The organism is Variovorax sp. V93 (assembly GCF_041154485.1).
In the GTDB taxonomy this organism is placed as follows: Bacteria; Pseudomonadota; Gammaproteobacteria; order Burkholderiales; family Burkholderiaceae_C; genus Variovorax; species Variovorax beijingensis_A.
The window spans coordinates 2,213,842-2,238,527 of sequence record NZ_AP028669.1; the positions used below are offsets into that span (position 1 = coordinate 2,213,842).

At 68.2% G+C, this 24,686-nt stretch carries 24 protein-coding genes; 17 read left to right on the forward strand and 7 right to left on the reverse strand.

The features are described from left to right. Positions 1-180: 180 nt before the first annotated feature. Complete coding sequence (locus ACAM54_RS10490) at positions 181-1,092, reverse strand: LysR family transcriptional regulator (protein ID WP_369650640.1); 912 nt, start codon at positions 1,090-1,092, stop codon at positions 181-183. A 117-nt stretch (positions 1,093-1,209) separates the two neighbouring features. Between ACAM54_RS10490 and ACAM54_RS10495 the strand changes: the two genes are divergently transcribed. Genes ACAM54_RS10495 through ACAM54_RS10515 form a run of 5 tightly spaced genes read left to right on the forward strand, consistent with a single transcriptional unit; the run spans position 1,210 to position 6,184 of the window. Then, positions 1,210-2,184: a tripartite tricarboxylate transporter substrate binding protein gene (locus tag ACAM54_RS10495; RefSeq protein WP_209502948.1), complete on the forward strand. Its 975-nt coding sequence runs from the start codon at positions 1,210-1,212 to the stop codon at positions 2,182-2,184. An 8-nt stretch (positions 2,185-2,192) separates the two neighbouring features. Continuing rightward, entirely contained in the window at positions 2,193-3,101 is a 909-nt protein-coding gene (locus tag ACAM54_RS10500) for a MaoC family dehydratase N-terminal domain-containing protein (protein ID WP_369650641.1), read from the forward strand. A gap of 19 nt (positions 3,102-3,120) precedes the next feature. Further along, positions 3,121-4,302 carry a CaiB/BaiF CoA transferase family protein gene (locus tag ACAM54_RS10505; protein ID WP_369650642.1) on the forward strand — a complete coding sequence of 394 codons (1,182 nt, stop codon included), beginning with the start codon at positions 3,121-3,123 and terminating at the stop codon, positions 4,300-4,302. Next, positions 4,299-5,183 carry a CoA ester lyase gene (locus tag ACAM54_RS10510; RefSeq protein ID WP_369650643.1) on the forward strand — a complete coding sequence of 295 codons (885 nt, stop codon included), beginning with the start codon at positions 4,299-4,301 and terminating at the stop codon, positions 5,181-5,183. Before ACAM54_RS10505 ends, ACAM54_RS10510 begins: the two co-directional genes overlap by 4 nt. Beyond that, a complete protein-coding gene (locus ACAM54_RS10515; protein ID WP_369650644.1) occupies positions 5,180-6,184 on the forward strand; it encodes a tripartite tricarboxylate transporter substrate binding protein BugD in 1,005 nt (334 codons plus the stop codon). Before ACAM54_RS10510 ends, ACAM54_RS10515 begins: the two co-directional genes overlap by 4 nt. A 90-nt stretch (positions 6,185-6,274) precedes the next feature. Here the strand turns inward: ACAM54_RS10515 and ACAM54_RS10520 are convergent, their stop codons facing one another. Further along, positions 6,275-6,523 (reverse strand): hypothetical protein, encoded by a 249-nt coding sequence (locus ACAM54_RS10520; RefSeq protein WP_369650645.1) that lies wholly within the window; start codon positions 6,521-6,523, stop codon positions 6,275-6,277. 14 nt (positions 6,524-6,537) lie between these two features. Next, positions 6,538-7,056, reverse strand: a complete 519-nt coding sequence (locus tag ACAM54_RS10525) for a CinA family protein (RefSeq protein WP_369650646.1) — start codon at positions 7,054-7,056, stop codon at positions 6,538-6,540. A gap of 224 nt (positions 7,057-7,280) precedes the next feature. Between ACAM54_RS10525 and phbB the strand changes: the two genes are divergently transcribed. The 3 genes from phbB (at position 7,281) to ybaL (ending at position 11,241) form a co-directional block, all read left to right on the forward strand. After that, complete coding sequence (gene phbB / locus ACAM54_RS10530) at positions 7,281-8,018, forward strand: acetoacetyl-CoA reductase (protein ID WP_012747162.1); 738 nt, start codon at positions 7,281-7,283, stop codon at positions 8,016-8,018. A gap of 125 nt (positions 8,019-8,143) precedes the next feature. After that, complete coding sequence (locus tag ACAM54_RS10535; RefSeq protein ID WP_369650647.1) at positions 8,144-9,487, forward strand: dicarboxylate/amino acid:cation symporter; 1,344 nt, start codon at positions 8,144-8,146, stop codon at positions 9,485-9,487. A gap of 50 nt (positions 9,488-9,537) precedes the next feature. Next, positions 9,538-11,241: a YbaL family putative K(+) efflux transporter gene (gene ybaL, locus ACAM54_RS10540; RefSeq protein ID WP_369650648.1), complete on the forward strand. Its 1,704-nt coding sequence runs from the start codon at positions 9,538-9,540 to the stop codon at positions 11,239-11,241. Between the two features lie 24 nt (positions 11,242-11,265). On the opposite strand, the gene ACAM54_RS10545 is transcribed toward ybaL, so the two are convergent. Further along, the gene (locus ACAM54_RS10545; RefSeq protein WP_047784726.1) at positions 11,266-11,670 is read right to left on the reverse strand and encodes a hypothetical protein; all 405 of its coding nucleotides are present in this window, start codon (positions 11,668-11,670) and stop codon (positions 11,266-11,268) included. A 390-nt stretch (positions 11,671-12,060) separates the two neighbouring features. On the opposite strand from ACAM54_RS10545, the gene ACAM54_RS10550 reads away from it, so the two are divergent. Further along, on the forward strand, positions 12,061-13,419 hold the full coding sequence (locus ACAM54_RS10550; protein WP_369650649.1) for a homoserine dehydrogenase: 1,359 nt from the start codon (positions 12,061-12,063) through the stop codon (positions 13,417-13,419). A 105-nt stretch (positions 13,420-13,524) separates the two neighbouring features. Continuing rightward, complete coding sequence (locus ACAM54_RS10555; protein WP_225612705.1) at positions 13,525-13,866, forward strand: DUF1090 family protein; 342 nt, start codon at positions 13,525-13,527, stop codon at positions 13,864-13,866. Positions 13,867-13,884: 18 nt separating this feature from the next. Here ACAM54_RS10555 and ACAM54_RS10560 read toward each other — a convergent pair whose 3' ends face one another. Continuing rightward, a complete protein-coding gene (locus ACAM54_RS10560) occupies positions 13,885-14,736 on the reverse strand; it encodes a PA4780 family RIO1-like protein kinase (RefSeq protein ID WP_192322667.1) in 852 nt (283 codons plus the stop codon). Positions 14,737-15,067: 331 nt separating this feature from the next. On the opposite strand from ACAM54_RS10560, the gene ACAM54_RS10565 reads away from it, so the two are divergent. The 6 genes from ACAM54_RS10565 to ACAM54_RS10590 all read left to right on the forward strand — a co-directional run bounded on the left by ACAM54_RS10565 (position 15,068) and on the right by ACAM54_RS10590 (position 21,563). Continuing rightward, the gene (locus ACAM54_RS10565; protein ID WP_369650650.1) at positions 15,068-15,466 is read left to right on the forward strand and encodes a helicase SNF2; all 399 of its coding nucleotides are present in this window, start codon (positions 15,068-15,070) and stop codon (positions 15,464-15,466) included. Positions 15,467-15,580: 114 nt separating this feature from the next. After that, positions 15,581-16,552, forward strand: coding sequence for a Bug family tripartite tricarboxylate transporter substrate binding protein (locus ACAM54_RS10570; protein ID WP_369650651.1), 972 nt, complete (start codon positions 15,581-15,583; stop codon positions 16,550-16,552). A gap of 86 nt (positions 16,553-16,638) precedes the next feature. Further along, on the forward strand, positions 16,639-18,030 hold the full coding sequence (locus tag ACAM54_RS10575; RefSeq protein WP_369650652.1) for an acyclic terpene utilization AtuA family protein: 1,392 nt from the start codon (positions 16,639-16,641) through the stop codon (positions 18,028-18,030). After that, positions 18,027-18,395 (forward strand): hypothetical protein, encoded by a 369-nt coding sequence (locus ACAM54_RS10580; protein WP_369650653.1) that lies wholly within the window; start codon positions 18,027-18,029, stop codon positions 18,393-18,395. Before ACAM54_RS10575 ends, ACAM54_RS10580 begins: the two co-directional genes overlap by 4 nt. 44 nt (positions 18,396-18,439) lie before the next feature. Next, positions 18,440-19,411 carry a tripartite tricarboxylate transporter substrate binding protein gene (locus ACAM54_RS10585; protein ID WP_209502968.1) on the forward strand — a complete coding sequence of 324 codons (972 nt, stop codon included), beginning with the start codon at positions 18,440-18,442 and terminating at the stop codon, positions 19,409-19,411. Positions 19,412-19,472: 61 nt separating this feature from the next. Beyond that, a complete protein-coding gene (locus tag ACAM54_RS10590; protein ID WP_369650654.1) occupies positions 19,473-21,563 on the forward strand; it encodes an alpha/beta hydrolase domain-containing protein in 2,091 nt (696 codons plus the stop codon). On the opposite strand, the gene ACAM54_RS10595 is transcribed toward ACAM54_RS10590, so the two are convergent. Then, positions 21,560-22,357 (reverse strand): NAD(P)H-dependent oxidoreductase, encoded by a 798-nt coding sequence (locus ACAM54_RS10595; protein WP_369650655.1) that lies wholly within the window; start codon positions 22,355-22,357, stop codon positions 21,560-21,562. The two genes, ACAM54_RS10590 and ACAM54_RS10595, sit on opposite strands and share 4 nt — an antisense overlap. 89 nt (positions 22,358-22,446) lie before the next feature. Here ACAM54_RS10595 and ACAM54_RS10600 point away from each other — a divergent pair, with 89 nt between their 5' ends. Continuing rightward, the gene (locus ACAM54_RS10600; protein WP_192322660.1) at positions 22,447-23,340 is read left to right on the forward strand and encodes a LysR family transcriptional regulator; all 894 of its coding nucleotides are present in this window, start codon (positions 22,447-22,449) and stop codon (positions 23,338-23,340) included. Between the two features lie 30 nt (positions 23,341-23,370). Here ACAM54_RS10600 and ACAM54_RS10605 read toward each other — a convergent pair whose 3' ends face one another. Next, complete coding sequence (locus ACAM54_RS10605; RefSeq protein WP_369650964.1) at positions 23,371-24,156, reverse strand: LuxR C-terminal-related transcriptional regulator; 786 nt, start codon at positions 24,154-24,156, stop codon at positions 23,371-23,373. Positions 24,157-24,686 lie beyond the last annotated feature (530 nt).

Genomic DNA, 24,686 nt, shown 5'->3' on the forward strand with positions numbered 1-24,686 from the left:
GCCGACGGGCCACGTTGTTCACCGCTCAAATTTTGAGCAAAATGATTATTCCCCTTGTAAAACAATGAGTTAGATCACCTTTACAAGGAAGAACATCAGTTATCCCCAAAGTTGTCCACGGAAACTGGGGATGGCGGCGACTTCTTCACAAGTCGCCCGCAAGTCCTTGTTTTTGGGCGCTCAATCGACGGCGGCCTGCTCCCCCGCGTAGTGCTGACACAGCGTCTCGACCAGCGCCTGCGCGTAGATGGGCAGGGCGGCCCGGTCACGCACCAGCAGGTAGCGCTCCCGCACGCACCATGCGTCGCTGAGATCGATCAGCGCGAGCTGCATGCTCTCCTGGTTGCGCCGCGCCGCCGACTCCGGCACCACGCCAATGCCCACGCCGCTGCCGATCATCCGGCACATGGCGTCGAAGCTGCCGAGCTGGATGCGCAGCTTCTGCCGCTTGCCGAGGTTGTCGGTGATCTGCGCCAGAAAGGTCTGCAATGTGCTGCCTTGCTGCATGCCGATCGCGTCTTCGTCGAGCGTTTCCGCGGATGAAATCCTGCGGCGCTTCGCAAAGCGGTGCTGGCGCGAGGTGACGAGCACCAGCCGGTCGGTGCTGAAGTGGATCGCCTCCAGGCCCAGCGTGTCGACGCGGCCCGCCACGATGCCGATGTCGGCGCGGCCGTCGAGCACGCCGCGCGGGATCTGAGCATTCGGTTTTTCCTGAAGGTCGACGTTGATGCGCGGGTTGCGTGCAAGAAAGCCCGGCAGGATTTCAGGCAAAAAATCGGTCACCGCCGTGGTGTTGGCGAACACGCGCAGATGGCCGCGCAGCCCGCCGCCGTATTCGAGCAGGTCGGCGCGCAGCTGCTCGGTCTGGTGCAGCACGAGGCGCGCGTGGTGCAGGAAGGCTTCTCCCGGCGGCAGCAGGCGCACGCCCCGGGCTTCGCGCTGCAGCAGCTGCAGCCCGGCCTGGTTTTCGAGCGCCTTGATCCGCGCGCTGGCCGCCGCAAGCGACAGATGCTGCCGTTCGGCCGCGCGCGTGAGGTTGCCGAGCTCGGCCGTGGCAACGAAGAGGCGCAGATCCGTCAAGTCGAAAAGCATGGCGCCATCGTAAAGCCGAAAGCCCAAGCCTTCGGTATCTCAGAAGGCTGGCTTCCGAAATCGCAGATTGCGCGCACTGCCACGGCAGAACACCATGCGGCCATGGAGACAAAGACAATGAAATTCCGCGCACTGGCGCTTCTTTCCCTTGCCGCGGCAGCGCTCTGCACTGCGGTTCCGGCTGCCGCGCAGCCCTACCCCTCGCGCCCCGTCACGCTGGTCGTGCCGCAGGCCGCGGGCGGCACCAACGACATCGTGGGCCGCCTCGTGGGCCAGAAGCTCGGCGAGCTGATGAACGCCAGCGTGGTGGTCGACAACCGGCCGGGCGCGGGCGGCAACATCGGCACGCAGCTGGTCGCCAAGGGGCCGAAGGACGGCTACACGCTGCTCATGACCATCAGCAGCAGCCAGGCCATCAATCCGGCGCTCTACAAGAACCCGGGCTTCGATCCGGTGAAGGACTTCAAGCCCGTCGGCCTGGTCGGCGCGGTGCCCAACGTGCTGCTGGTGCATCCCTCGTTTCCCGCCAGGGACTTCAACGAGTTCCTGAAGCTCGCGCGGCAGAAGGGCGCCAACTACCAGTACGCCTCGGCCGGCAACGGCACGCTCAACCACCTGCTGGGTGAAATGCTCAACAGCATGGCCGGCATCTCGATGCAGCACGTGCCGTACAAGGGCGTGGCGCCCGCGCTCAACGACGTGTTGGGCGGGCAGCTGCCGATCGTGTTCGCGAGCCTGCCCTCGGCGCTCTCGCACATCAAGGCCGGCAAGCTGCGCGCGCTGGCCGTGAGCGGCGAGAAGCGCTCGCCGGTGCTGCCCGACGTGCCCGCCATTGCCGAGGCGGTGCCGGGCTACAACGGCACGCTCTGGATCGGCCTGTTCGCGCCCGCGGGCGTGCCTCCCGAGGTGCTGGCCAAGCTGCAGGACGCCACGCGCAAGGCGCTGGCCGCGAAGGAGCTGCGCGACAAGCTCGAACAGCAGGGCGTCGAGATCGCGGCGCCCACCACGCCCGATCAATTCTCGAAACTGCTGCAGGACGACCTCGCCAAGTGGGCGCGCATCGTCAAGGCCTCCGGCGCAGCGGTCGACTGAAGGAACCCATGACCAACACCGAGCAGGAAAAACCCTCCGGCGCGATCGATGCCGGCATGCTGGCAAGGCTGCAGGCCTGGCAAGGCCGCAGCGAGACGCTGGCCGACGACATCACCGCGGCTCCCGTGCGCGCGCTCTCGGCCACGCTCGACCGCGACGACGCGCCGCCCGCCGCCAGCACGCGCCTTCCCGAACTCTGGCACTGGCTCTACTTCCTGCCGCACCATCGGCAGTCCGAGATCGGCGAGGACGGCCATGCGAAGCGCGGCGGCTTCCTGCCGCCCGTGCCGCTGCCGCGCCGCATGTGGGCCGGCGGACGGCTGAGGTGGGAGCAGGGCAACCCGCTGCAGGTCGGCGACAGGGCCGAGCGCACCTCGACCATCGCCTCGGTCACCCACAAGGCCGGCCGCACCGGCGAGCTGATGTTCGTGCTGGTGCGCCATGAAGTGCGCAACGAACGCGGCCTCGCGCTGACCGAGGAACACGACATCGTCTACCGCGCCGCGGCCGCGCCCGGCGAGAAGGCGCCACCGCCCACGCCGGCGCCGAAGGACGCCGCCTTCAGCCGCGAGATCGTGCCCGACGACGTGCTGCTGTTCCGCTATTCGGCGCTCACCTTCAACGGCCACCGCATCCACTACGACCGCCGCTACGTGACGCAGGTCGAGGGCTATCCGGGCCTGATCGTGCACGGCCCGCTGATCGCGACGTTGCTGGTGGACCTGCTGCGCCGCAACGTGCCGGGCGCGCAACTCGCGCGCTTCGAGTTCCGCGCCGTGCGGCCGACCTTCGACACCGCGCCGTTCCGCGTGCATGGCAAGCCGGCCGAAGGCAGCACGGACGGCAAGACCTTCAGCCTCTGGGGCGAGGACGCCGACGGCTGGCTCACGATGCAGGCCACGGCCGTGCTCGCATGAAAAACTGGAAAACAAGCCCATGACAAGACCCCTCGACGGCATCACCGTGGTTTCGCTCGAACACGCGATCGCCGCGCCTTTCTGCACCCGGCAGCTGGCCGACCTCGGCGCCCGCGTCATCAAGGTGGAGCGCCCCGGCGCCGGCGATTTCGCGCGCGCCTACGACGCACGCGTGGGCGGCGAGGCTTCGCACTTCGTGTGGGTGAACCGCTCCAAGGAAAGCCTCACGCTCGACCTCAAGCAGCCCGCCGCGCTCGCGGTGCTGCAGGAGCTGGTGGCCGATGCCGACGTGCTGGTGCAGAACCTCGCGCCGGGCGCCGCCGCGCGCATGGGCCTGGGCGCCGAGGCGCTGCAGGCAATGCATCCGCGGCTCATCGTCTGCGACATCTCGGGCTATGGCGACGACGGCCCGTACCGCGACAAGAAGGCCTACGACCTGCTGATCCAGAGCGAGGCGGGTTTCCTGTCAGTCACGGGCACGCCGGACGATCCGTGCAAGTCGGGCAATTCCATCGCCGACATCGCGGCGGGCATGTACGCCTACACCGGCATCCTCGCGGCGCTGCTCCAGCGCGGCAAGACCGGCAAGGGCTCGCACATCGACGTGTCGATGCTCGAGTCGCTCGCCGAGTGGATGGGCTACCCGATGTACTACGCCTACGACGGCGCGCCGCCGCCGCCGCGCAGCGCCGCCTCGCACGCCACCATCTATCCCTACGGTCCGTTTCCCGCGGGCGACGGCGGCACGGTGATGCTGGGCCTGCAGAACGAGCGCGAATGGCGGGTGTTCTGCGAGAAGGTGCTGCTGCAGGCGGGGCTCGCGACCGACGCGCGCTTCGACAGCAACGCACGGCGCAACGAGCACCGCGACGCGCTGCGCGCGATCATCGTGGAGACCTTCGCCGCGCTCGGCACCGCGCAGGTGGTCGAGCGCCTCGATGCGGCGCAGATTGCCAACGCGCGCATGAACGACATGGCCGGGCTGTGGGCTCATCCGCAGCTGCAGGCGCGCGAGCGCTGGCGGCAGGTGGGCTCGCCGGCCGGCGACATTCCGGCCCTGCTGCCGGCGGGTCGCCAGAGCGCCTTCGACTACCGCATGGACGCGATACCGGCGGTCGGCCAGCACACCGAAGCCATCCTGCGCGGCCTCGGCCGCAGCGAGGCGGACATTGCGGCGCTGCGCGAGGCGGGCGCGGTGTGAGCGCGCAGCTCGCGCTGGCGCGCACCTTTCTCTTCGTGCCGGCCGACCGGCCTGAACGCCATGCGCGCGCGCTGGCCACCGGTGCGGGCGCGGTGATCGTGGACCTGGAGGACGCGGTGGCGCCCGAACGAAAGGCTGCGGCGCGCGAAGGCCTCGCGGCCTCGTTCGCCGCGCTGTCCGCGGCCGGCCGGCAGCGCCTGCTGGTGCGCATCAATGCCGCAGGCACCCCCTGGCACGAGGACGACCGCGCGGCCGTGGCCGGGCTGGTCTCGCAAGGGCTGGCCGCGGGCGTGGTGCTGCCCAAGGCGGAGCGGGACAGCGACCTGCGGCGGCTGGCCGAAGTCGTCGGCCCGAACGGATTGCTCGTGCCGCTCGTCGAATCAGCCGCCGGGCTTGCGGCAGTCGATGAACTCGCGGCAGTGCCACAGGTGCTGCGGCTCGCCTTCGGCAACCTGGATTTCCAGGCTGATGTCGGGCTGGCCTGCGATGCGGACGAGGCTGAACTCGTGCCGGTGCGCCTCGCGCTGCTGCTGGCCTCGCGCCGCGCCGGCCTGCCCGCGCCCGTCGACGGCGTGACGGCCGACTGGCGCGACACGCAGCGCCTGGCCGCCGACACGGCGCGCGCACGGCGCGGCGGCTTCGGCGCCAAGCTGTGCATCCACCCCGACCAGGTCGCGCCGGTGCAGGCGGCGCTCGGGCCGAGCGCCGGCGAGCTCGCATGGGCGCGCCGCGTGATCGAGGCCGTGCGGTCGGCCGGCGGCGGCGTGGCCAGCCTCGACGGACGCATGGTCGATGCGCCGGTGGTTCGCCTGGCCGAACGGCTGCTGGCGCTCGCCGCAGAACAAGACACACATCCAACAACCCAGGAGACAACCCGATGAATCTGAAGAAGAACTGGAAGGCCCGCACCCTGCTGGCCGCGGCATTGGGCGCAGGCCTGCTGGCCGCGCAAACGCCGGCCGCTGCACAGGCGCCCTGGCCCGAAAAGCCCATCACCATGGTGGTGCCGTATTCGGCCGGCGGCCCCACCGACGTGGTCGCGCGCATGCTCGCGATTCCCATGGGCAAGTCGCTCGGGCAGACCGTGATCGTCGAGAACACCGTGGGCGCGGGCGGCACCATCGCGCCCGCGCGCGTGGCCAAGGCGGCGCCCAACGGCTACACCATCCTGATCCACCACATGGGCATGGCCACCGCGCCCGCGCTCTACAAGAAGCTCAGCTACGACCCGCTGAAGGACTTCGAATACGTGGGCCAGGTGATGGACGTGCCCATGACCCTGCTCTCGCGCAAGGACTTTCCGGCCAACAATTTTCAGGAACTGCTGGCCTACGTGAAGACGAACAAGGACAAGGTGACGCTCGCCAACGCCGGCATCGGCGCGGTGTCGCAGCTGTGCGGCATGCTGCTGGCGCACCAGATCGGGGTGCAGCTCACCACCGTGCCCTACAAGGGCGCCGGCCCGGCGCTCAACGACCTGATGGGCGGGCAGGTCGATCTGCTGTGCGACCAGACCACGCAGACCGCACCGGTCATCAAGGACGGCAACCGCGTCAAGGTGTTCGGCGTGACCACGCCCAAGCGCCTGTCCAGCATGCCCAACATCCCCACGCTCGACGAGCAGGGCCTGAAGGGTTTCGACGTGAAGGTGTGGCACGGCATCTACGCGCCCAAGGGCACGCCGCCGGCCGTGATGGAGAAGCTCAACAAGGCCCTGCGCGCTGCGCTGCAGGACGACATGGTCAAGCACCGCTTCGCCGAACTGAGCACCGAGGCGGTCCCCATGGACAAGGTGACCCCCGAAGCGCTGCGCACCCACCTGGCGGCCGAGACCGAGAAGTGGGGGAAGGTGATCAAGGCGGCGGGGGTGCAGGCGGATTAGCACAGCTGAGCGATCCTCGGTCCGCCCGGGCCCCCTGGCCCACGGCGGGCCGGATACCGCTGACCAGACACGCCGGCCGCAGACGGAGGCTCAAGCGCCGGTCGGCGGCTTCTTCGGCTTCATGCGCGTGACCTTGTACACGGCGCCTTCCTTGTCGTACGTCGTCCATTCGCCGGTCTGTTCGCCGTTCTCGAAATGGCCGGAGCGCATCCGGGTTCCGTCGCTGCGGAACCATTCCCAATAGCCCGTCAGGACACCCTCGGGCGTCTTCTGCCCGCGCGCCCAGACGCTGCCGTCCTTGTGGTACTGCACATGAGCTTGGGTGGTTGGTTTCTTCATCGGCGCCTCGTGGTTCAGCCAGACGTTCCTGAATGGGCCCGCAGCGTCTCGTCGAACAGCAGGAGCAGCTGCCGCGCAAAGACGTCCATGTTCGACGCGCGGTCCGCATGGGCGGTTTCGATCGTCCTGCTCGCCGCAGCCTCTCCGGCGATGGCCAGGCACACATGCCCTGGCGCGTCGCCGTAGGGGCTGCCGGAAGGGCCGGCCGCGCCGCTCTCGGCAATGCCCCAGGTGGCGCGGTGGCTGTCCCGGATCCTGCCTGCAATGAAGCTGGCATAGGGTTCGGTTTCCGCGCGCATGCCCGCCATGTCTTCGGCCGTCAGGCCCAGCAGCGCTTTTCCGGCCCGGCGCGAGTAGACGACCGCGCCGCCGAGAAAAAAAGCCGACGCGCCCGGGATGGCGAGCAGGGCGGCCGACACGAGGCCGCCAGCCGAGGATTCGGCCACCGCCACCGTCTGGCGCCGCTCGCGGAGGACGGCGCCGACACGGCCGGCGAGGATGGAAAGCGGCTCGAGGCCGGCGCCGTCAGACATGGGGACGCCGCCTGGCGATTCCGAAATTCATACTTTCGAACTCCTTGGAAGCAATAGGGGTGTGCGGGGACGGTACGGACTTATGCAATATGGTTGCACATGCGGCCGCGCCGTGACAGCTGGTTGCAAGCTCGGCTCAGTGTTTTCCTCAGAGTTCGACGGCTTGAAACTCGCTAGAGTGAAGGCGGCCGTTCAGGCTTTTCGCATACATCAAGGAAAAATTCATGAGCAAGAAAGTTGCATATGTCACCGGAGGCATGGGTGGCATCGGAACAGCCATCTGCCAGCGCCTTCACAAGGACGGCTTCACTGTCGTCGCAGGCTGCGGCCCCACGCGCGACCATGCCAAATGGCTGGCCGAGCAGAAGGCCCTGGGCTTCGAGTTCCACGCTTCGGTCGGCAATGTCGGCGACTGGCAATCCACCGTCGAGGCCTTTTCCGCCGCCAAGGCAGCACACGGCCCGATCGACGTGCTGGTCAACAACGCCGGCATCACGCGGGACCGCATGTTCCTGAAAATGACGCCCGAGGACTGGAGCGCGGTCATCGAGACCAATCTCAACAGCATGTTCAACGTCACCAAGCAGGTGGTGGGCGACATGGTCGAGAAGGGCTGGGGCCGCATCATCAACATCAGCTCGGTCAACGGCGCCAAGGGCCAGGCGGGGCAGACCAACTATTCGGCGGCCAAGGCCGGCATGCACGGCTTCACGATGGCGCTGGCGCAGGAGCTGGCGAGCAAGGGCGTCACGGTCAACACGGTGAGCCCGGGCTATATCGGCACCGACATGGTCAAGGCCATCCGCCAGGAAGTGCTCGACAAGATCGTGGCCACCATTCCGGTCAAGCGCCTGGGCGAGCCGAGCGAAATTGCTTCCATCATCGCGTGGCTTGCCACGGACGAGGGCGGCTACAGCACGGGCGCCGACTTCTCGGTCAACGGCGGCCTGCACATGCACTGATCATGCTGACGGGAAGCTGATCGAAAAGACCCGCCGAGGCGGGTTTTTTCATTTCTGCGATGTGGCTTCTACGTATGAGAAGCTTTCGATTCGGTTCTACAGTTTCCAACCCCTCCGGAGGCAACATGGCAGACACAACAATCACACCCACCAGAAAGCTCCCGCTCTATCGTTCGCTCTACGTGCAGGTGATCGCGGCGGTGATCATCGGCGTGCTGCTCGGCCACTTCCAGCCCGCGCTCGGCGAGGCCATGAAGCCACTGGGCGACGGCTTCATCAAGCTCATCAAGATGATCATCGCGCCGATCATCTTCTGCACGGTGGTGGTGGGCATCGCCGGCATGGAAGACATGAAGAAGGTCGGCAAGACCGGCGGCCTGGCGCTCTTGTACTTCGAGATCGTGAGTTCCATCGCGCTGGTGGTGGGGCTCGTGCTGGTCAACCTGCTCAAGCCCGGCGCGGGCATGAACATCGACCCGTCGACGCTCGACACCAAGGCGCTCGCCTCCTATACCGGTCCGGGCAAGATGACGGGCACGGTCGACTTCCTGCTCAACGTGATCCCGAGCACGCTGGTCGACGCCTTCGCCAAGGGCGAGATCCTGCAGGTGCTGCTGATCGCGGTGCTGTTCGGCTTTGCGCTGCACCGTTTCGGCGGGCGCGGCACGCTGGTGTTCGACGTGATCGAGAAGGGCTCGCACGTGCTCTTCGTGATCGTGGGCTACATCATGAAGCTGGCGCCCATCGGCGCCTTCGGCGCCATGGCCTTCACCATCGGCAAGTACGGGCTGGGCAGCCTGTTCTCGCTCGGCAAGCTGATGGGCACCTTCTACCTGACCTGCCTGCTGTTCATCTTCGTGGTGCTCGGGCTCATAGCGCGCTTCCATGGCTTCAGCATCTGGAGGTTCATCAAGTACATCAAGGAAGAGCTGCTGATCGTGCTGGGCACCTCGTCGAGCGAATCGGTGCTGCCGCGCATGATGGAGAAGATGGAGAACCTGGGCGCCAACAAGACCTGCGTGGGCCTGGTGATTCCCACCGGCTATTCGTTCAACCTCGACGGCACCTCCATCTACCTCACGATGGCGGCCGTGTTCATTGCGCAGGCCACCAACACGCCGATGACGCTGACCCAGGAGATCACGCTGCTGGCCGTGCTGCTGCTCACCTCCAAGGGCGCGGCGGGCGTCACGGGCAGCGGCTTCATCGTGCTGGCGGCCACGCTCTCGGCCGTGGGCCACGTGCCGGTGGCGGGCCTGGCGCTGATCCTGGGCATCGACCGCTTCATGTCGGAAGCCCGCGCGCTGACCAACCTGATCGGCAACGGCGTGGCCACCATCGTGGTGGCCAAGTGGACCAACGAGCTCGACACCGAGCGGCTGCACGCCGGGCTCAACAACGAGAGCTGGGTGGAGTCGCAGGAGCCCGAAGTGCTCGAAGCCGCGCGCATCAGCAAGATGGCCGACTGACGATGCCCGTGTGAAACCAGAGGGGCGCATCGTTCCTGCAAAATGGAGCAATGCCCCACAGCGTTTCCCTGATCAACACGATTGCCGCCGGCCTGGGACTGGCGCTCGTGCTGGGTTTCCTGGCGCTGCGGCTGCGGCTGCCGGCCCTGGTGGGCTACCTGCTCGCGGGCGTGATCATCGGGCCCTTCACGCCGGGCTTCGTGGCGGATGCGGGCATTGCGGCGCAGCTGGCCGAGATCGGCGTGATGCTGCTGATGTTCGGCGTGGGCCTGCATTTTTCGCTCGACGACCTGCTGGCGGTGCGCAAGATCGCGCTGCCGGGCGCATTGGCGCAGATCGCGGTGGCCACGCTGCTGGGCGGTGCGCTGGCGCTCTGGTGGGGCTGGTCATGGGGCGAGGCGCTGGTCTTCGGCCTGGCGCTGTCGGTGGCAAGCACGGTCGTGCTGCTGCGCGCGCTCGAGAGCCTGGGCATTCTCGATTCGTTCACCGGGCGCATCGCGGTCGGCTGGCTGGTGGTCGAGGACCTGGCCATGGTGCTGGTCCTGGTGCTGATGCCGCCGCTCGCAGGGGCCCTGGGCGGCCATGCCGGCAATTCGGCCAACCCCGCCGACCCGCTGTGGCAGACGCTCGGCGTCACGCTGCTGCAGGTGGGCGGGTTCGTGGCGCTGATGCTGGTGGTGGGGCGGCGCGCGTTCCCGTGGATTCTCTGGCAGGTCACGCGCACCGGCTCGCGCGAGCTGTTCACGCTGTGCGTGATCGCGGCCGCGGTCAGCATCGCCTTTGCCTCGGCGGCGCTGTTCGGCGTGTCGTTCGCCCTCGGTGCATTCTTTGCGGGCATGGTGATGCGCGAATCGGAATTCAGCCACCGCGCGGCGCAGGAGTCGCTGCCGCTGCGCGATGCCTTCGCGGTGCTGTTCTTCGTGTCGGTGGGCATGCTCTTCGATCCCTCGGTGCTCATCGAACGGCCGCTGCAGGTGCTGGCAGTGGTGGGCGTGATCGTGCTGGGCAAGTCGCTGGCCGCCTGCGCGCTGGTGCTGGCGTTCCGCTATCCGCTGGGCACGGCGCTCACCGTGAGCGCGAGCCTCGCGCAGATCGGGGAGTTCTCGTTCATTCTTGCGGGCCTTGGCGTCTCGCTCGGCCTGCTGCCGGTGGAGGGCCAGAGCCTGATCCTGGCCGGCGCGCTGATTTCCATTGCCACCAATCCGCTGTGGTTCAGCCTGATCGCGCCGCTGCAGAAATGGCTGCACGGCCGTCTCCCCTTGGCGCGCAGCCTCGAATCGCACGACCATCCGCTGGCCGAGCTGCCGACCACCACCGCAGCCCGGTACCTCTCCAGCCAGGTGGTGCTCGTGGGCTACGGCCGCGTCGGGCGCCGCATCGCGTCCGAGCTGGAGGCGCACGACATTCCCTACGTGGTGGCGGAGCAGAACCGCGAAATGGTGGAGAAGCTGCGCGAGGCCGGCGTTGCGGCCGTCTGGGGCGATGCGGCCGATCCGGCCGTGCTGATCCAGGCGCACATCGCGCGCGCCCGCGTGCTGGTGGTGGCCATACCGGACACCATGAACGTGCGGCAGATGATGGAGACCGCCCGCACCCTCAATCCGGCCATCGAAACCGTGATCCGCAGCCACAACGAAGAGGAAGCGCAGCTGTTGACGCGCGAGATGGCCGCCACGGTCTTCCTGGGCGAACAGGAGCTGGCGCAGGCCATGGCGCGCGACGTGGTGCGGCGCGCAGCGGCGGCGGCCGCCTGAGCCGTCCTCGGCGGAAGAAAAGTCTCAGAGGTCTTCGATGACCAGCGTGCGATAGCGCTGTGCGATCGAATAGGGCACGGTGCGCACCACCTCCATCAGGTGGTTGGCTGCCTCTTCGTTCTTCGTCCTGACCAGGAGCCCGGTGTGGCCTTCGCGCGCGAGCTTGGTGTAGGCGCGTACGGTGGCCGCGTCGGTTCCGGCCGACGGCAGCGGCTCGTCGGCTTCCCGCACCGTGGGTGTGATTTCTTCCAGGATCGTGGCCGCGGGAAGCAGGTAGATCTCGTCGCCGCTCACGCCGTTTTCGATCAGTTTGTGACCGATGCGGTTGGCGTCTTCCGCGCTTGGAAACATCACCATCGAATAGCCTGTGGGGTAGAAGGCGCCGCCGATGCTCGAGCGCATGCGGGGCTCTAGGACGAAACTCTTCATGATGCTGCCTCCTGGTGATGCAGTTCTTTGCCCACAACACTAGGCCTGCTGCCGGCGGGGCGCTGTAGGCCTGCTCCCCGTATTCCCGCAGGTTTGGCGCGGCAGTCGCGGCGCCGGCCGGCCGGGCTCTTGTACACTCCCATCCTCATGCCGTGCCATCTCTTCCCCGCCACCGTCTGTGCAGCCTCCATGGCCCGCATGATGCCGCCTGCCTGCGCGCGGGCGGAGGGGTCATTGGTTGCACGAATGATTACCACCATTACCACCGCGGCCACCTGAGCACGCGCAGGTGGCCGTTTCGGCAGCCACCTGGTGTATCGCTCTTCTTCTCCGAACGAATGAAACCCAGCTCTGGCAGCTGGGTTTCTTGTTTTTCATCCGGAGATGTCCATGTACCGCGATCCAGTCCAGTCCCTCGAACCCCTGCCCAGCCTTCCTGCGGCCATTCGTGCGCTGCGCGTGGGGATGATCGGCATCGGCACCGTCGGCTCCGGCACGCTGCGGGTGCTGGCGCGCAACCAGGCCGAGATCGCGGGACGGGCGGGCCGCCCCATCGAGCTGGCGATGGTGGCTGCGCGCAACCTGGTGCGCGCAGCCGCCGTCGTGGGCGGGGATATTCCCTTGACGGACGACCCGCTGCGCGTGGCCACCCATCCCGATGTCGACGTGGTGGTGGAAGTGGCCGGCGGCACCGGTCCGGCGCGCGAATGGGTGCTGGCCGCCATCGCGCACGGCAAGCACGTGGTCACGGCCAACAAGGCCCTGCTCGCGGTGCATGGCGCCGAGATCTTTGCCGCGGCCCGGCGGCATGGCGTGGCCGTGGCCTACGAGGGCGCGGTGGCGGTGAGCATTCCCATCGTCAAGGCGCTGCGGGAGGGCCTCGCGGCCAACCGCATCGAGTGGGTGGCGGGCATCATCAACGGCACCACCAACTTCATCCTGAGCAAGATGCGCGATGAAGGCCTGGACTTCGCCGCGGCGCTCGCGCAGGCCCAGGCACTCGGCTATGCCGAAGCCGATCCGGCCTTCGACATCGAGGGCATCGACGCCGCGCACAAGCTCACGCTGCTGGCCGCCAATGCCTTCGGCACCGCCGTGCGGCTTGCCGACGTGCAGGTGCAAGGCATCACGGCGCTCGAGCGGGTGGACGTGGCCTGCGCCGAGCAGCTGGGCTACCGCATCAAGCTGCTGGGCCTGGCGCGGCGCCGGGAGGAGGGCGTGGAACTGCGCGTGCAGCCCGCGCTGGTGCCCGCGTCGCACCTGATGGCGCATGTGAACGGGTCGATGAATGCCGTCATGGTCAAGGGCGATGCGTCCGGCGTGACGATGTACTACGGCGCGGGTGCCGGCTCTGAGCAGACCGCATCGGCGGTGATTGCCGACCTGGTCGACGTGGCGCGGCTAGCCGGCACCCATGCCGCACAGCGGGTGCCGCACCTGGGCTTTCATGCGCATGCGATGAGCGCATTGCCGGTGCTGCCCCGCGCCGAGGCATGCTGCGCGCACTACCTGCGCATTCCCGTGCGTGCCGCGAGCCATGTCGAGGCGGTGTCGGGCTGGCTGGCGGGGCAGCAGGTGCCGGTGCGGCAGGTGGCGCTGGCGGCTGCGCAGCCCGGCATGGGCGCGCAGCTGCTGGTGCTGACGCAGCCGGTGCGGCAGGGCACGATGGACCTGGCGCTGCAGGCCCTGCAGGCGCATCCTTCGGTCGCGGGAAAGCTCACCGCCTTGTGCGTGGAGACGCTGGCCTGAGACAGAATGCGGCACGGCGTGCGTTGGCGCGGCCGATGGAACGGGAGTTGCTGCAATGGATTTCGCCTGGCATGGCTGCCGTCGAGGGCAAGGCGGGAGCTGCACATGAAGCCCTGGCGCTGGCTCGTCATGCTGGCGCTGGCCTCGCCTGCATTCGCACAACCCGCGCAGACGGGAGAGGGCGCATCTTCCGCTTCTTCATCCTGCGAAGCGGAAGAAGCCGCACTGGAGCGCGACATGGACCTGGCCCGCTCCAGGGGCCAGATGCTGCGCCGCCGGCAGCTCGCCGAGAACCTGGACGCGCTGCGGGCGCGCTGCCGGGCGTCCGAACCGCCGCAAAGCCGCGCGGCGCGCATCGACAAGCTGGAGCACGACATCCGCGCGCTGCGGGCCGAACTCGAGCATGCCGAGGCGCAGCTGCGCGAGCTGAAGAACGAGCGGCCCTGACAGCCGCGCCGGTGCGCGTCAGAGCCTGGGCAGCTGCATGCGCAGGCGCCGCGCCGCTTCCTCTTCGCGCGCATCGTCCACCTCGCGCAGCACGTTGCCCAGATCGACGGGGCCGGTGTCGCGCGCATGCGTGCCGCTCAGCACCGATTCGACGCGCAGCAGGCCGCGCTCGTACAGGTGCCAGATCTCGTCGCCGTAGTGCGTGTCCAGCAGCTGCGGCGCGAACTGGCCGAAGAAGTTGCGCAGGTTCTCCACGTCGCGCAGCAGCATGCGCTTCGCATGGTTGTTGCCGGCCGCATCCACCGCCTGCGGCAGGTCGATCACCACCGGGCCGTCGGCCGCGAGCAGCACGTTGAACTCCGACAGGTCGCCGTGCACCACGCCCGCGCACAGCATGCGCACCACTTCCTTCAGCAGGCTGGCGTGGTGCTGCACGGCTTCGCCCTGCGTGAACGCCACATCGTTGAGCCGCGGCGCCGCATCGCCGTTGGCGTCGGTCACCAGTTCCATCAGCAGCACGCCTTCGAGGAAGTTGTAGGGAACGGGCACGCGCACGCCGGCCGCCGCCAGGCGGTAGAGCGCATCGACCTCGGCGCTTTGCCAGATGGCCTCGGTCACCTGGCGGCCGAAGCGCGTGCCCTTGGCCATGGCGCGCGTCTCGCGCGAATTGCGCACGCGGCGGTTCTCGGTGTAGTCGACGGCCTGGCGAAAGCTGCGCTTGTCGGCTTCCTTGTAGACCTTGGCGCAGCGCGTCTCCTCGCCGCAGCGCACCACGTAGACCATGGCTTCCTTGCCGCTCATCAGCTGGCGGACCACCGTGTCGATCAGGCCTTCGTCGACCAGCGACTGCAGTCGTGGTGGTGCTTTCATTGGTACCGCTCCGTCGGGTCCAGCGGGCGGGTCGAGAGGAAGGCCCTCAGGCTTTCCGGGCCGATCTGGTAGACCCCGATCATGCCTGCGTTGCGCAAAGGGCCTTGCCGTGCTCCGTGAAGTGGTGCGCAGCGCGAGCCGGCCGCTAGCAGCTTTCGCGCATCGCTTCAAAGCGCGGCCGGCTGTTTCCACGTCGCGATTGCCGGGATTGCGTGCGGCATGAGGTTGTACCTGGATGCCATCGCAAAATTGATTTCACGGACCGGCCCAAAAAAAGCAAGAACGGTTCGCAGCCTCCCTCCATCCATTCATTGAATCGAAGGAAACCCGAATGACCCTCTCCAGCTCCAGACACGGCGCCAGGCTTCTCTGCGCCGCCGCAGTGGCCCTCGCGGCCGCCGCCGGCGCCGCCCATGCCGAAACCTATGAAGGCGTCCATCCCCCCACCACCGCCGAGAGCCGCGCCAATGTGGCCGCCGGGGCCGTGGTGGCCGCGCACACGGGCGATCCCTATGCCACGGGTGCGGATGCCGGCCCGATCTATCCGCCGGTTGCCATGAACAGCCGCGATGCCGTGCGTGCCGAAGCGGTGGCCGCTGCCCGCGCGCCCGACCCGTACGCCGAAGGTGCCTCGTCGGGCACGGCGCCGGTCGTCGCCGGTGCGGTGGACCGCGCGACGGTGCGAGCCGAAGCCTATGCCGCCGCACGCGGCAATGCGCTGCCGCTGTAGTGGCAAGCAACCCGTCCGCAAGGATGCGGGTACGAGAAAGAAGGCCGGGCCTGCGAAAGCGGGCCTGGTTTTTTTGCGCCGATGTAAGGTTGCGGCCCCAAGCAGAGATCGAACATGAACAAGAAGATCAGGCTCGCCGCATTCCTCCTCGCCTGCGCATCGGCGATGGCCGCCTCCGCCCAGGAGTGGCCGACGAAGCCCGTGCGCGTGATCGTTCCCGCGCCCGCCGGCAGTTCGCTCGACCTGATCGCGCGCACGCTGGCCGACCGGCTGCGGCCCATGTGGAAGCAGCCCATCGTCATCGAGACCCGGGCCGGCGCGGGCGGCCTGATCGGCATGGACGCCGTGGCCAAGGCGCCGAACGACGGCCACACCCTGGGCATAGGCTTCAACGGTCCGATCGCCTTCGGGCCCCACATGTACAGCCGCATGCCGTACGCGCCCGCGCGCGACCTGCTGCCGATCGTGCTCACCACCTCGCAGCCGAACGTGCTGGCCGTGCAGGCCGGCAACCCGGCCAACACGCTGCCTGAGTTCGTGGCGTGGGCGAAGAAGCAGGGCCACCAGTTCAGCTATGCCTCGGTGGGCGCGGGGAGTTCGTCGCACCTGACGATGGAGCTGTTTCGCAGCGTTGCCGGCATCGAGGCGGTGCATGTGCCTTATGCCGGATCGCCGCCCGCGGGCCTCTCGGTGGCAGCCGGCGACACGCAGGCGCTTTTCACCGTGGCACCGGCGCTGCTGCCGCTCATCCAGGGCAAGCGCCTCAAGCTGCTCGCGGTCACGAGCGCGAAGCGCTCCGAGCTCATGAAGGACCTGCCCACGGTGGCGGAGTCGGGCTATCCGGGCTTCGAGTCGCTGGCGTGGAACGGCCTCTTCACCGCGAGCGGTACGCCGCCCGACGTCGTTCGCCGCATCAACGCCGACGTGAACACCGTGCTGCAGGAGCCTGCCGTGCGCGAACTGCTGGCCAGCCAGGGCCTGGTGGCGGGCGGCGGCTCCGCCGAGGAGTTCAGCTCATTCATCGACAGCGAGGGCCGCAAGTGGGGCGCGATCATCGCCAGGCGCGGCATCCGGCTCGACCAGTGAGATTTCTCGGACGATCTGAGATTCAGATCAATTGATCCGAATTTTCGATTTTACGGATGACGGCAGCCTGCCTAAAGTCCGCCTCGATGAATGCCAATGCACCGCCCCCACTGCTGATCGGCTGCGCGGCCGGCTTTTCCGGCGACCGCACCGATGCGGCCGGGCCGGTGGTCGACACGCTGATCGCGCGGCTGGCCAGCGGCCCGGCGGGGCAGCGCGCCTATCTGATCTTCGAGACGCTGGCCGAACGCACGCTCGCGCTCGCCCAGCTGCGCCGCCGCGACAACCCTGAGGCCGGCTACGAGCCCTTGCTCGACGCCATGCTGCGGCCCGTGCTGGCGCGTTGCCTGGCCCACGGCATCCGCATCGTGAGCAACTTCGGCGCGGCCAATCCGCGCGCCGCGGCCCGCCACATCGCCCGCATGGCGCGCGAATTGGGCGCCGACGCGCCGCGCATCGCGGTGGTGGAGGGCGACGACCTCTCCGGCCCTGCGCACCGCGCGCTGCTGCATGAAACGCTGGGCGCGCAGATGGAGGGCCTGCGCATCGTCAGCGCCAACGCCTACATCGGCGCCGAGCCGATTGCCGCCGCGCTCGACGCCGGTGCGCAGATCGTGGTGTGCGGCCGCGTGGCCGATCCCTCTCTTGCGGTCGGCCCGGCCATGTCGCACTTCGGCTGGCGCGCCGACGACTGGCACCGGCTGGGCCGCGCCACCATGGCGGGCCATCTGCTCGAATGCGGCGCGCAGGTGTGCGGCGGCTACTTCGCAGACCCGGGCTACAAGGACGTGCCGGGGCTCGACAGCGTGGGCTTCCCGATTGCCGAGATCGACGCCGACGGCCGCTGCACCATCGGCAAGGCCGACGGCACCGGCGGGCTCGTGAGCGAAGCCACCGTGAAGGAGCAGCTGCTCTACGAAGTGCACGACCCGAGCGCCTACCTCACGCCCGACGTGGTGGCCGACATTGCCGAAGCCGAGGTGCGCGCGCTGCCCGGCAGGGACCGCGTCCAACTCTCCGGCGTGCGCGGCCATGCGCGGCCGAGCCACTACAAGGTCAACGTCTGCCATGAAGGCGGCTGGCTCGCCGAGGGCGAAATCTCCTATGCGGGACCGCGTGCCGAGGCGCGTGCGCGGCTCGCGGCCGAGGTGCTGCGCAAGCGCCTCGAAGGACTGGCGCTGCGCGTGGACCTGATCGGCGCGCTGAGCATCCTGGGCGACGATGCCGGCCACATGCTCGCGGACACGCCCGACACCGGCCTGCGCGACCTGCGCCTGCGCGTGGCCGCCACGCATGCGGAGCGCGCGCAGGCCGAGCGCCTGGCGCGCGAGGTCATGGCGCTCTACACCTGCGGGCCTGCGGGCGGCGGCGGCGTGCGCACGGCGCTCACGCCGCGGCTCAATACCCTGTCGTGCCTGCTGCCGCGGGAAGCGGTGCCGGTGCGCTTCGAACTGCTCGGCGCGGAGGCCCTCTCATGAACACATCGACAGACGACATGATCGAAGTGCCGGTCTACCGCGCGGCCCACGGCCGCACCGGCGACAAGGGCGACCGCTCCAACATCAGCGTGATCGCCTGGCACGCGGACCTCTACCCGGTGCTGGCCGAGCAGCTCACGCCCGAGCGCGTGTCGATGCAGTTCCGCCACCGCGCACCGGCACGGGTGCAGCGTTTCCTGCTGCCGCGGCTGCATGCGATGAACTTCGTGCTCGATGCCGTGCTCGACGGCGGCGTCAACGATGCACTGAACCTCGATGCGCACGGCAAGGCGCTGTCCTTCCTGTTGCTCGACATGCCCATCCGCGTGCCGCGCGCGCTGGCGCCGCTGCTGGCAGGGCCGTAGCAGCCATCCTTTTTTTCCTCAGCCATCCATTCGGAGACAAAACAATGAAACGACGTTCCCTGACCCTTTCGGCCGCCGCGCTGGCCCTGGTGCCGCTGCTGGGCCACGCGCAGCCGCAGGCCTTTCCAGAAAAGCCCATCACCTTCGTCGTGCCCTTTGCGGCCGGCACCGCCACCGACCAGATCGCGCGTGCGCTGGGCAACAGCATCACGGCCGAAACGAAGCAGCCCGTCGTGATCGACAACAAGGCGGGCGCCAGCGGCTTCATCGCCTCGCAGCAGGTGGCCAAGGCCGCGGCCGACGGCTACACCGTGCTGATCACGACCAACACCACGCATGCCGCCAACGAGCACCTGTTCAAGAAGCTGCCCTACGACCCGGTGAAGGACTTCGCGCCCGTCACGGCACTCGGCAAGGGCGGGCAGATCATGGTGGTGAATCCGTCGTTCCCTGCGAAGAGCGTGGCCGAGTTCGTGGCGCTCGCGAAGAAGGAGCCGGGCAAGTACAGCTTCGGCAGCGGCAGTTCGTCCAGCCGCATGGCGGGCGAGCTGCTGCAGCAGATGGCCGACATCAAGCTGCTGCACGTGCCCTACAAGAGCAACACGCTGGCCGTCACCGACCTGCTGGGCGGCCAGATCCACATGATGATCACCGACGCGGCCACCGGCCTGCCGCAGGTCAAGGGCGGCAAGCTGCGCGCGCTGGGCGTTTCGAGCGCGGCGCGTTCGCCGCTCGCGCCCGACGTGCCGACCATTTCGGAGGCCGGCGTGAAGGGCTATGAAATGGGCTACTGGTTCGCCGCCTATGCGCCCGCGAAGACACCGCCGGCCGTGGTCAAGCGGCTCAACGAGCTGCTGGTGAAGGCCGCCAAGAGCGAGTCCGCGAAGGCGGCCTTCTACGAACCCACCGGCACCGAGGTGTTCACCACCTCGCCCGAAGAGCTCGCCAGGTTCCAGACGGCCGAGTCGCAGAAGTGGGGCCGCATCGTCAAGGCCGCCGGCATCGAAGCCGAGTAGGGCGCGCGCCGGCCGCAGCGGGGATCGGCGCCGCGCAGACACACAACGAAGGAGACAAACCATGAAACGCTGGAGCCTGTTGGCTGCCACGGTGGCTTCGGCCGCCCTTTTCCTGAGCGCATGCGGCGGAAGCGGTGGTGGAGGAGGCGGTGGCTTCGTGCTGCCGCCGCCGGCCGCAACCACGCCCCCGCCGGCAACTGCCGAAGCGCCGAAGTTCAAGCTCGCCATCTCGAAGACCGAGGACGTTGCGGGCAGCTTCGGCAGCGTCGGCACCTACGAGAAGATCACCGGCACCTTCACGGGCGAGGTCGATCCGAAGGACGCGCGCAACGCCATCATCCAGGACCTGCCGCTCGCGCCGCTCAATGCCAATGGCAAGGTCGAGTACAGCTCCGAGTTCGTGCTCTTCAAGCCCAAGGACATGAGCAAGGCCAGCGGCGTGCTGCGCTACGACGCGCCGAACCGCGGCAACATCGTCAACCTCGATCCGTACTTTGCGTCGCGCGGCTACGTGTTCCTCACGGCCGCCTGGCAGGGCGACGTGCCGGCCGCGGCGGGCAAGCTCACGCTCCAGGTGCCCGTGGCCCGGAATGCGGACGGCAGCAGCATCACCGGCACCTACCGCGCCGAGCTGTTGCCCACGGCGGCCACCAACGATTCGCTGCCGCTGCCCGGCGGCCCGTTCAATGCGGCCATGCAGGCCTACGCGACGGCGAGCCTGGACAACACGCAGCCCGGCTACGTGCTCACGCGGCGCATCAACGAAGCCGATGCGCGCCAGCTCATCCCCGCGAGCGAGTGGAAGTTTGCCAGGTGCAGTGCCGCCGCACCGTTCCCCGGCACGCCCGACGAGACGAACGTGTGCCTCCGGGACAAATGGGACCCGGCCTACATGTACGAGCTGGTCTACGTCGCGAAGGACCCGAAGGTCATGGGCCTGGGGCTCGCGGCCGTGCGCGACATGATCGCCTTCTTCCATCGCGAGGCGAGCGACGCCGCGGGCACCGCCAACCCGGTGGCGTCCGCCATCAAGAACACCATTGCCTCGGGCGTGTCGCAATGCGGCAATTTCATGAAGACCTTCGTGCACCTCGGCTTCAACCAGGACCTCGCGGGACGCAAGGTGTTCGACGGCGTGTTCGCGCAGATTGCGGCGCGCCAGACCAACATCAACATGCGCTTCGCGATTCCGGGCGGCGGCGGAGGCGTGCGCGCCGACCACAAGGCCTTCGGCCAGGCCGGCACGCGCGGCCTCTCGAAGGACTACGTGGACGACGTGGCGCAGCGCCGCGGCGGCATCCTGTCGCGCTGCGAGGCGAGCGGCACCTGCCCCAAGCTCTTCATCGGCTTCAGCGGCACGGAGTTCTATGTGCTGCAGGGCTCGCCGCTGCTGACCGATGCCTGGGGCACGGCCGACCTCGTGCAGCCGGACAACGCGCGCATCTACTACTACGCGAGCACGCACCACCTGCTGGGCCTGCCCTCGCTGCCGGGCGCGACCGCGGGGGCGCTCTACGCCACCAACGCGAACGCCGGCGTGGTGCCGGTGGTGCGCGCGCTCTACCAGAACCTGGAGGACTGGGTCGTCAAGGGCACGGCGCCGCCCGACAGCCAGGTGCCCAAGCTGGCCGACGCCACGCTGGTGCGCCCGCAGCAGCTGAAGTTTCCGTCCATTCCGGGCGCGAACTACACGGGCCTGGTCAACACCTATTCGCTGCTCGACTGGGGGCCGAACTACCGGCCGCAGGACGAGAGCGGCATCGCCACGCAGGTGCCGCCCGCCTACCTTGGCCGCGACTACGCCATCCTCGTGCCGCAGGTGGATGCCGACGGCAACGACATCGCGGGCATCCGCAGCCTCGACGTGGCGGTGCCCGTGGGCACCAACACCGGCTGGAACTACACCAGCAAGCCGGGCACCATCGACTTGGCGGGCTTGTTCGGTTCGTACTTTCCCTTTGCGAAGACGGCGGCCGAGCGTTCGGGCAGCGGCGATCCGCGGCCCTCGCTGCAGGAGCGCTACACCGACCAGGCCGGCTACGTCGCGGCCGTGGCCGCCGCGGCCAACGACCTGGTCGCCAGGCGCTTCATGCTGCGCGCCGATGCGGATGCGGCCATTGCCAGCGCGGCGGCGAAGCCGGTGCTGCCCTAGCGCGCGCTCCTGACGGCCGGCGAGGCGTGCACCGCAAAGCCGGCCTCGCCCGGCGCGATGTCGTCGCGCAGGGTGAGCGCGGGGATCTCGTAGTCGCCGGCGTTCTGCGGGCGGAACGGGATCGGCTCGGTGGTTGCGAGCGTGTCGAGCCGGCGGCCCAACTCTTCGGTGATGCGCGCATAGGCCGCGGCATCGACCTTGCCGGTGCGGTACACCACGAAGGGCGGCAGCACCTCGAAGCCGGGGTAGTAGAGGATGCCGTGGTGGATCGGGAACAGCAGGTCGTCCATCGGGCCGTTGATGCCGCGGGCGCTGTAGTGCGAGGCCCAGCCGCCGGTCGTGACCACGAGCATGGCGCGCTTGCCGGCCATCACGCCCTGGCCGAAGCGGTCGCCCCAGTGCCTGTCGGAGTGCTCGCCCACGCCGTAGGCAAAGCCATAGGCGTAGACACGGTCGACCCAGCCCTTGAGGATGGCCGGCATCGCGTACCACCACAGCGGGAACTGGAAGATCACGGTGTCGGCCCAGAGCAGCTTGGCCTGCTCGGCAGCGACTTCCTCGCGCTGGGTGCCGGCCTCGAAGGCGCGCTGGGAATCGGTGATGGGATCGAAGGGCGCGCCGGGTTCGAGGTGCGCGAAGTCGTCGGCCGCCAGCGTGGCCTTCCATTGCATGGCGTACAGGTCGGACACCTGCACTTCGTGCCCGGACTGCACGAGGCGATCCACGATGAACTGCTTCAGAGAGCCGTTGAGCGAGCGGGCCTCGGGGTGGGCATGGACAAGAAGGATTTTCATGGCTGCATGATTCGTCGGATGAACATGCAGGCAGGTTAGGAGTTGCCGAGCTATATTGGAAATGAATATTCGGAATTCCAGGAATAGCGATGGACAATTTCAAGCGGATCGACCTCAACCTGCTGCTGACGCTCGACGTGCTGCTGGCCGAACGCAGCGTGACCCGTGCTGCCGAGCGCCTGAATCTCTCGCAGCCCTCGGTGAGCGTGCAGCTCGCCCGGCTGCGCGAGGTGTTCAACGATCCGCTGCTGGTGCCCGCGCAGCGCGGCATGCGGCCCACCGCGCGGGCCGACGAACTGCGCGAACCGCTGCGCGAAGCGCTGGAATCATTGGCTCGCGCGGTGGCGCCCACAAAACCTTTCGACCCCGCCGAGGCGACCACCACCTGGCGCGTGGCCGCGGCCGACTATGCCGAATCGGCGATCCTGCTGCCGGCACTCGCCGGTCTTCGTGCGGCCGCGCCCCACACGCGGCTGGCCGTGGTGGAGGCGGTGCCATCGCGCATGGCTCGGCAGCTCGAGCAGGGGGAGATCGACCTGTTCTTCCATACCAGCGTGGGCGCACCGCCCGGGCTGCACCGGCGCGTGCTGTTCCATGAGCGCTACGTGCTGGCCGGACGCAGCGGCCATCCGCGCCTGAAGCGCCGGCCCACGCTGGCGCAGTTCTGCGCGCTGGAGCATGTGGTGGTGTCGTTGGGCGGTGGCGGCTTTGCCGGCCCCACGGACGATGCACTGGCGCAGCAGGGGCTCGCGCGGCGGGTGGTGCTGTCGGTGCCGCATTTCCTTTTCATGATGTCGGTGCTGGCCGGCACCGACATGGTCGCGATGCTGCCCGAGCGGCTGGCGCGCGGCGCGCCGGGGCTGCGCGTGGTGGAGGCGCCGCTGGAAGTGCCGGGCTACGAGATGGCGATGCTGTGGCACGAGCGGCGGCATCGCGACCCGGGGCATCGCTGGCTGCGGGAGCGGATTGCCGCGAGCCTGTAGACGCGTGCGGATCCTCGACGGTCCGGATGGCTACTTGCCCCGAAGCTCGACGAGGCTCTTCATCGCGGGCACTGTCGAAAAGGCATTGGGCCATCCGGCGTAGCAGCAAAGATGCGAGTCGATCTTCGACGCAGCAGCTTCAAGCAGTTCGTTGTCCGTGGCCCCGCCCAGGTGATAGGAGATCCGCGGAAACTGGCCTGCCTTCACGTTCTTGAAGCAGTCCCCATCGCGCAGGACACTCGATGCGGTCGCCATCCTGGGCTTCCCCATGGGGAGCGGCGAGGGCGCCGGTTCGAGATGCGGGATGGATCTTTCCGGAACCGGTCCGACGAGCCCGGGCCGGGCGAGATGCCAGCGCCGACTGTGCTGCCCCTGCTTCGCGGATACATGGGCAAGGTGCTTCTTGACTGTGTTGACACTGATCCCGAGCCGTTCGGCGATCTGCTTGTTGGACATGTCCCGGTGCATCAGCGACAGCACCTCGTCCTCACGCGCGGTCAGCCTGACTGCGGACGATGTTGCACCGGATGCCGACCGTCCGCCGGCTGCCATCAACCGCAGCACGGCCAGATACAGCGCCTGCAATACCGGATCCGGAAAACCCAAGGCGCCCGCCAGTACGGCATCCAGCGATTGTGCGAGTTGCTCCGCGTTCGCGGCCCACTCGATGCAGCCGCGGGCCTGGATTCGGATCGCTGCATCCAGGCCCTGGGTCGAGGGCCGCTCCCAGCCGAGCAGCCAGTCGGTGGCGGGAAAGTGGCGGCGCAGATCGTCCAATCTGCCGACACCCTCTGGCGAAATCAACGCGATGTCCACGAGCAGCAAACGAGGTGCGTGCTGCCGGCAGCAGGATTCCAGGTCAGAGAGGCTCCTCATTTCCGAGCGCTCGACCCGGTATGTCCGGTCAGCCCGGTGTCTCGATGCCAACAGGCCCAGTCCGCACAGCGTCGATGAGCGGCCTGGGCAGGTTGCGATCAGGACCGAAACATCGGTTTCGAGTACAGGGCGGGGCCCGGGAGGCGGGATTTCGAGCCGGGCGGGTTGAAAGCAGTGCGCTGTGCGAAGCGCGGGCAACGCGAATGGCGACAGTGCGCGAGCGTCTTGCGTCGATGGCCGCGGATCTACGTTCCACGCAGAAGCCAGCCCCGCAGACGAGCGTGGGACTTGTTCCATGTTTCCCCCGGCATGCGTGTTGAATGCAGCTTCAAATTAATGATAAAGCGGTACATGGTTGTCAGGAATGATTCCTGGCGTTGCAAGGTATCCAGATGTATGGCGGGCCAAGTCGCGGCGGCCGGCGCGGCGCGTCATCCTTTGGGTGACAACTTTTGACCTATGGACAGTGC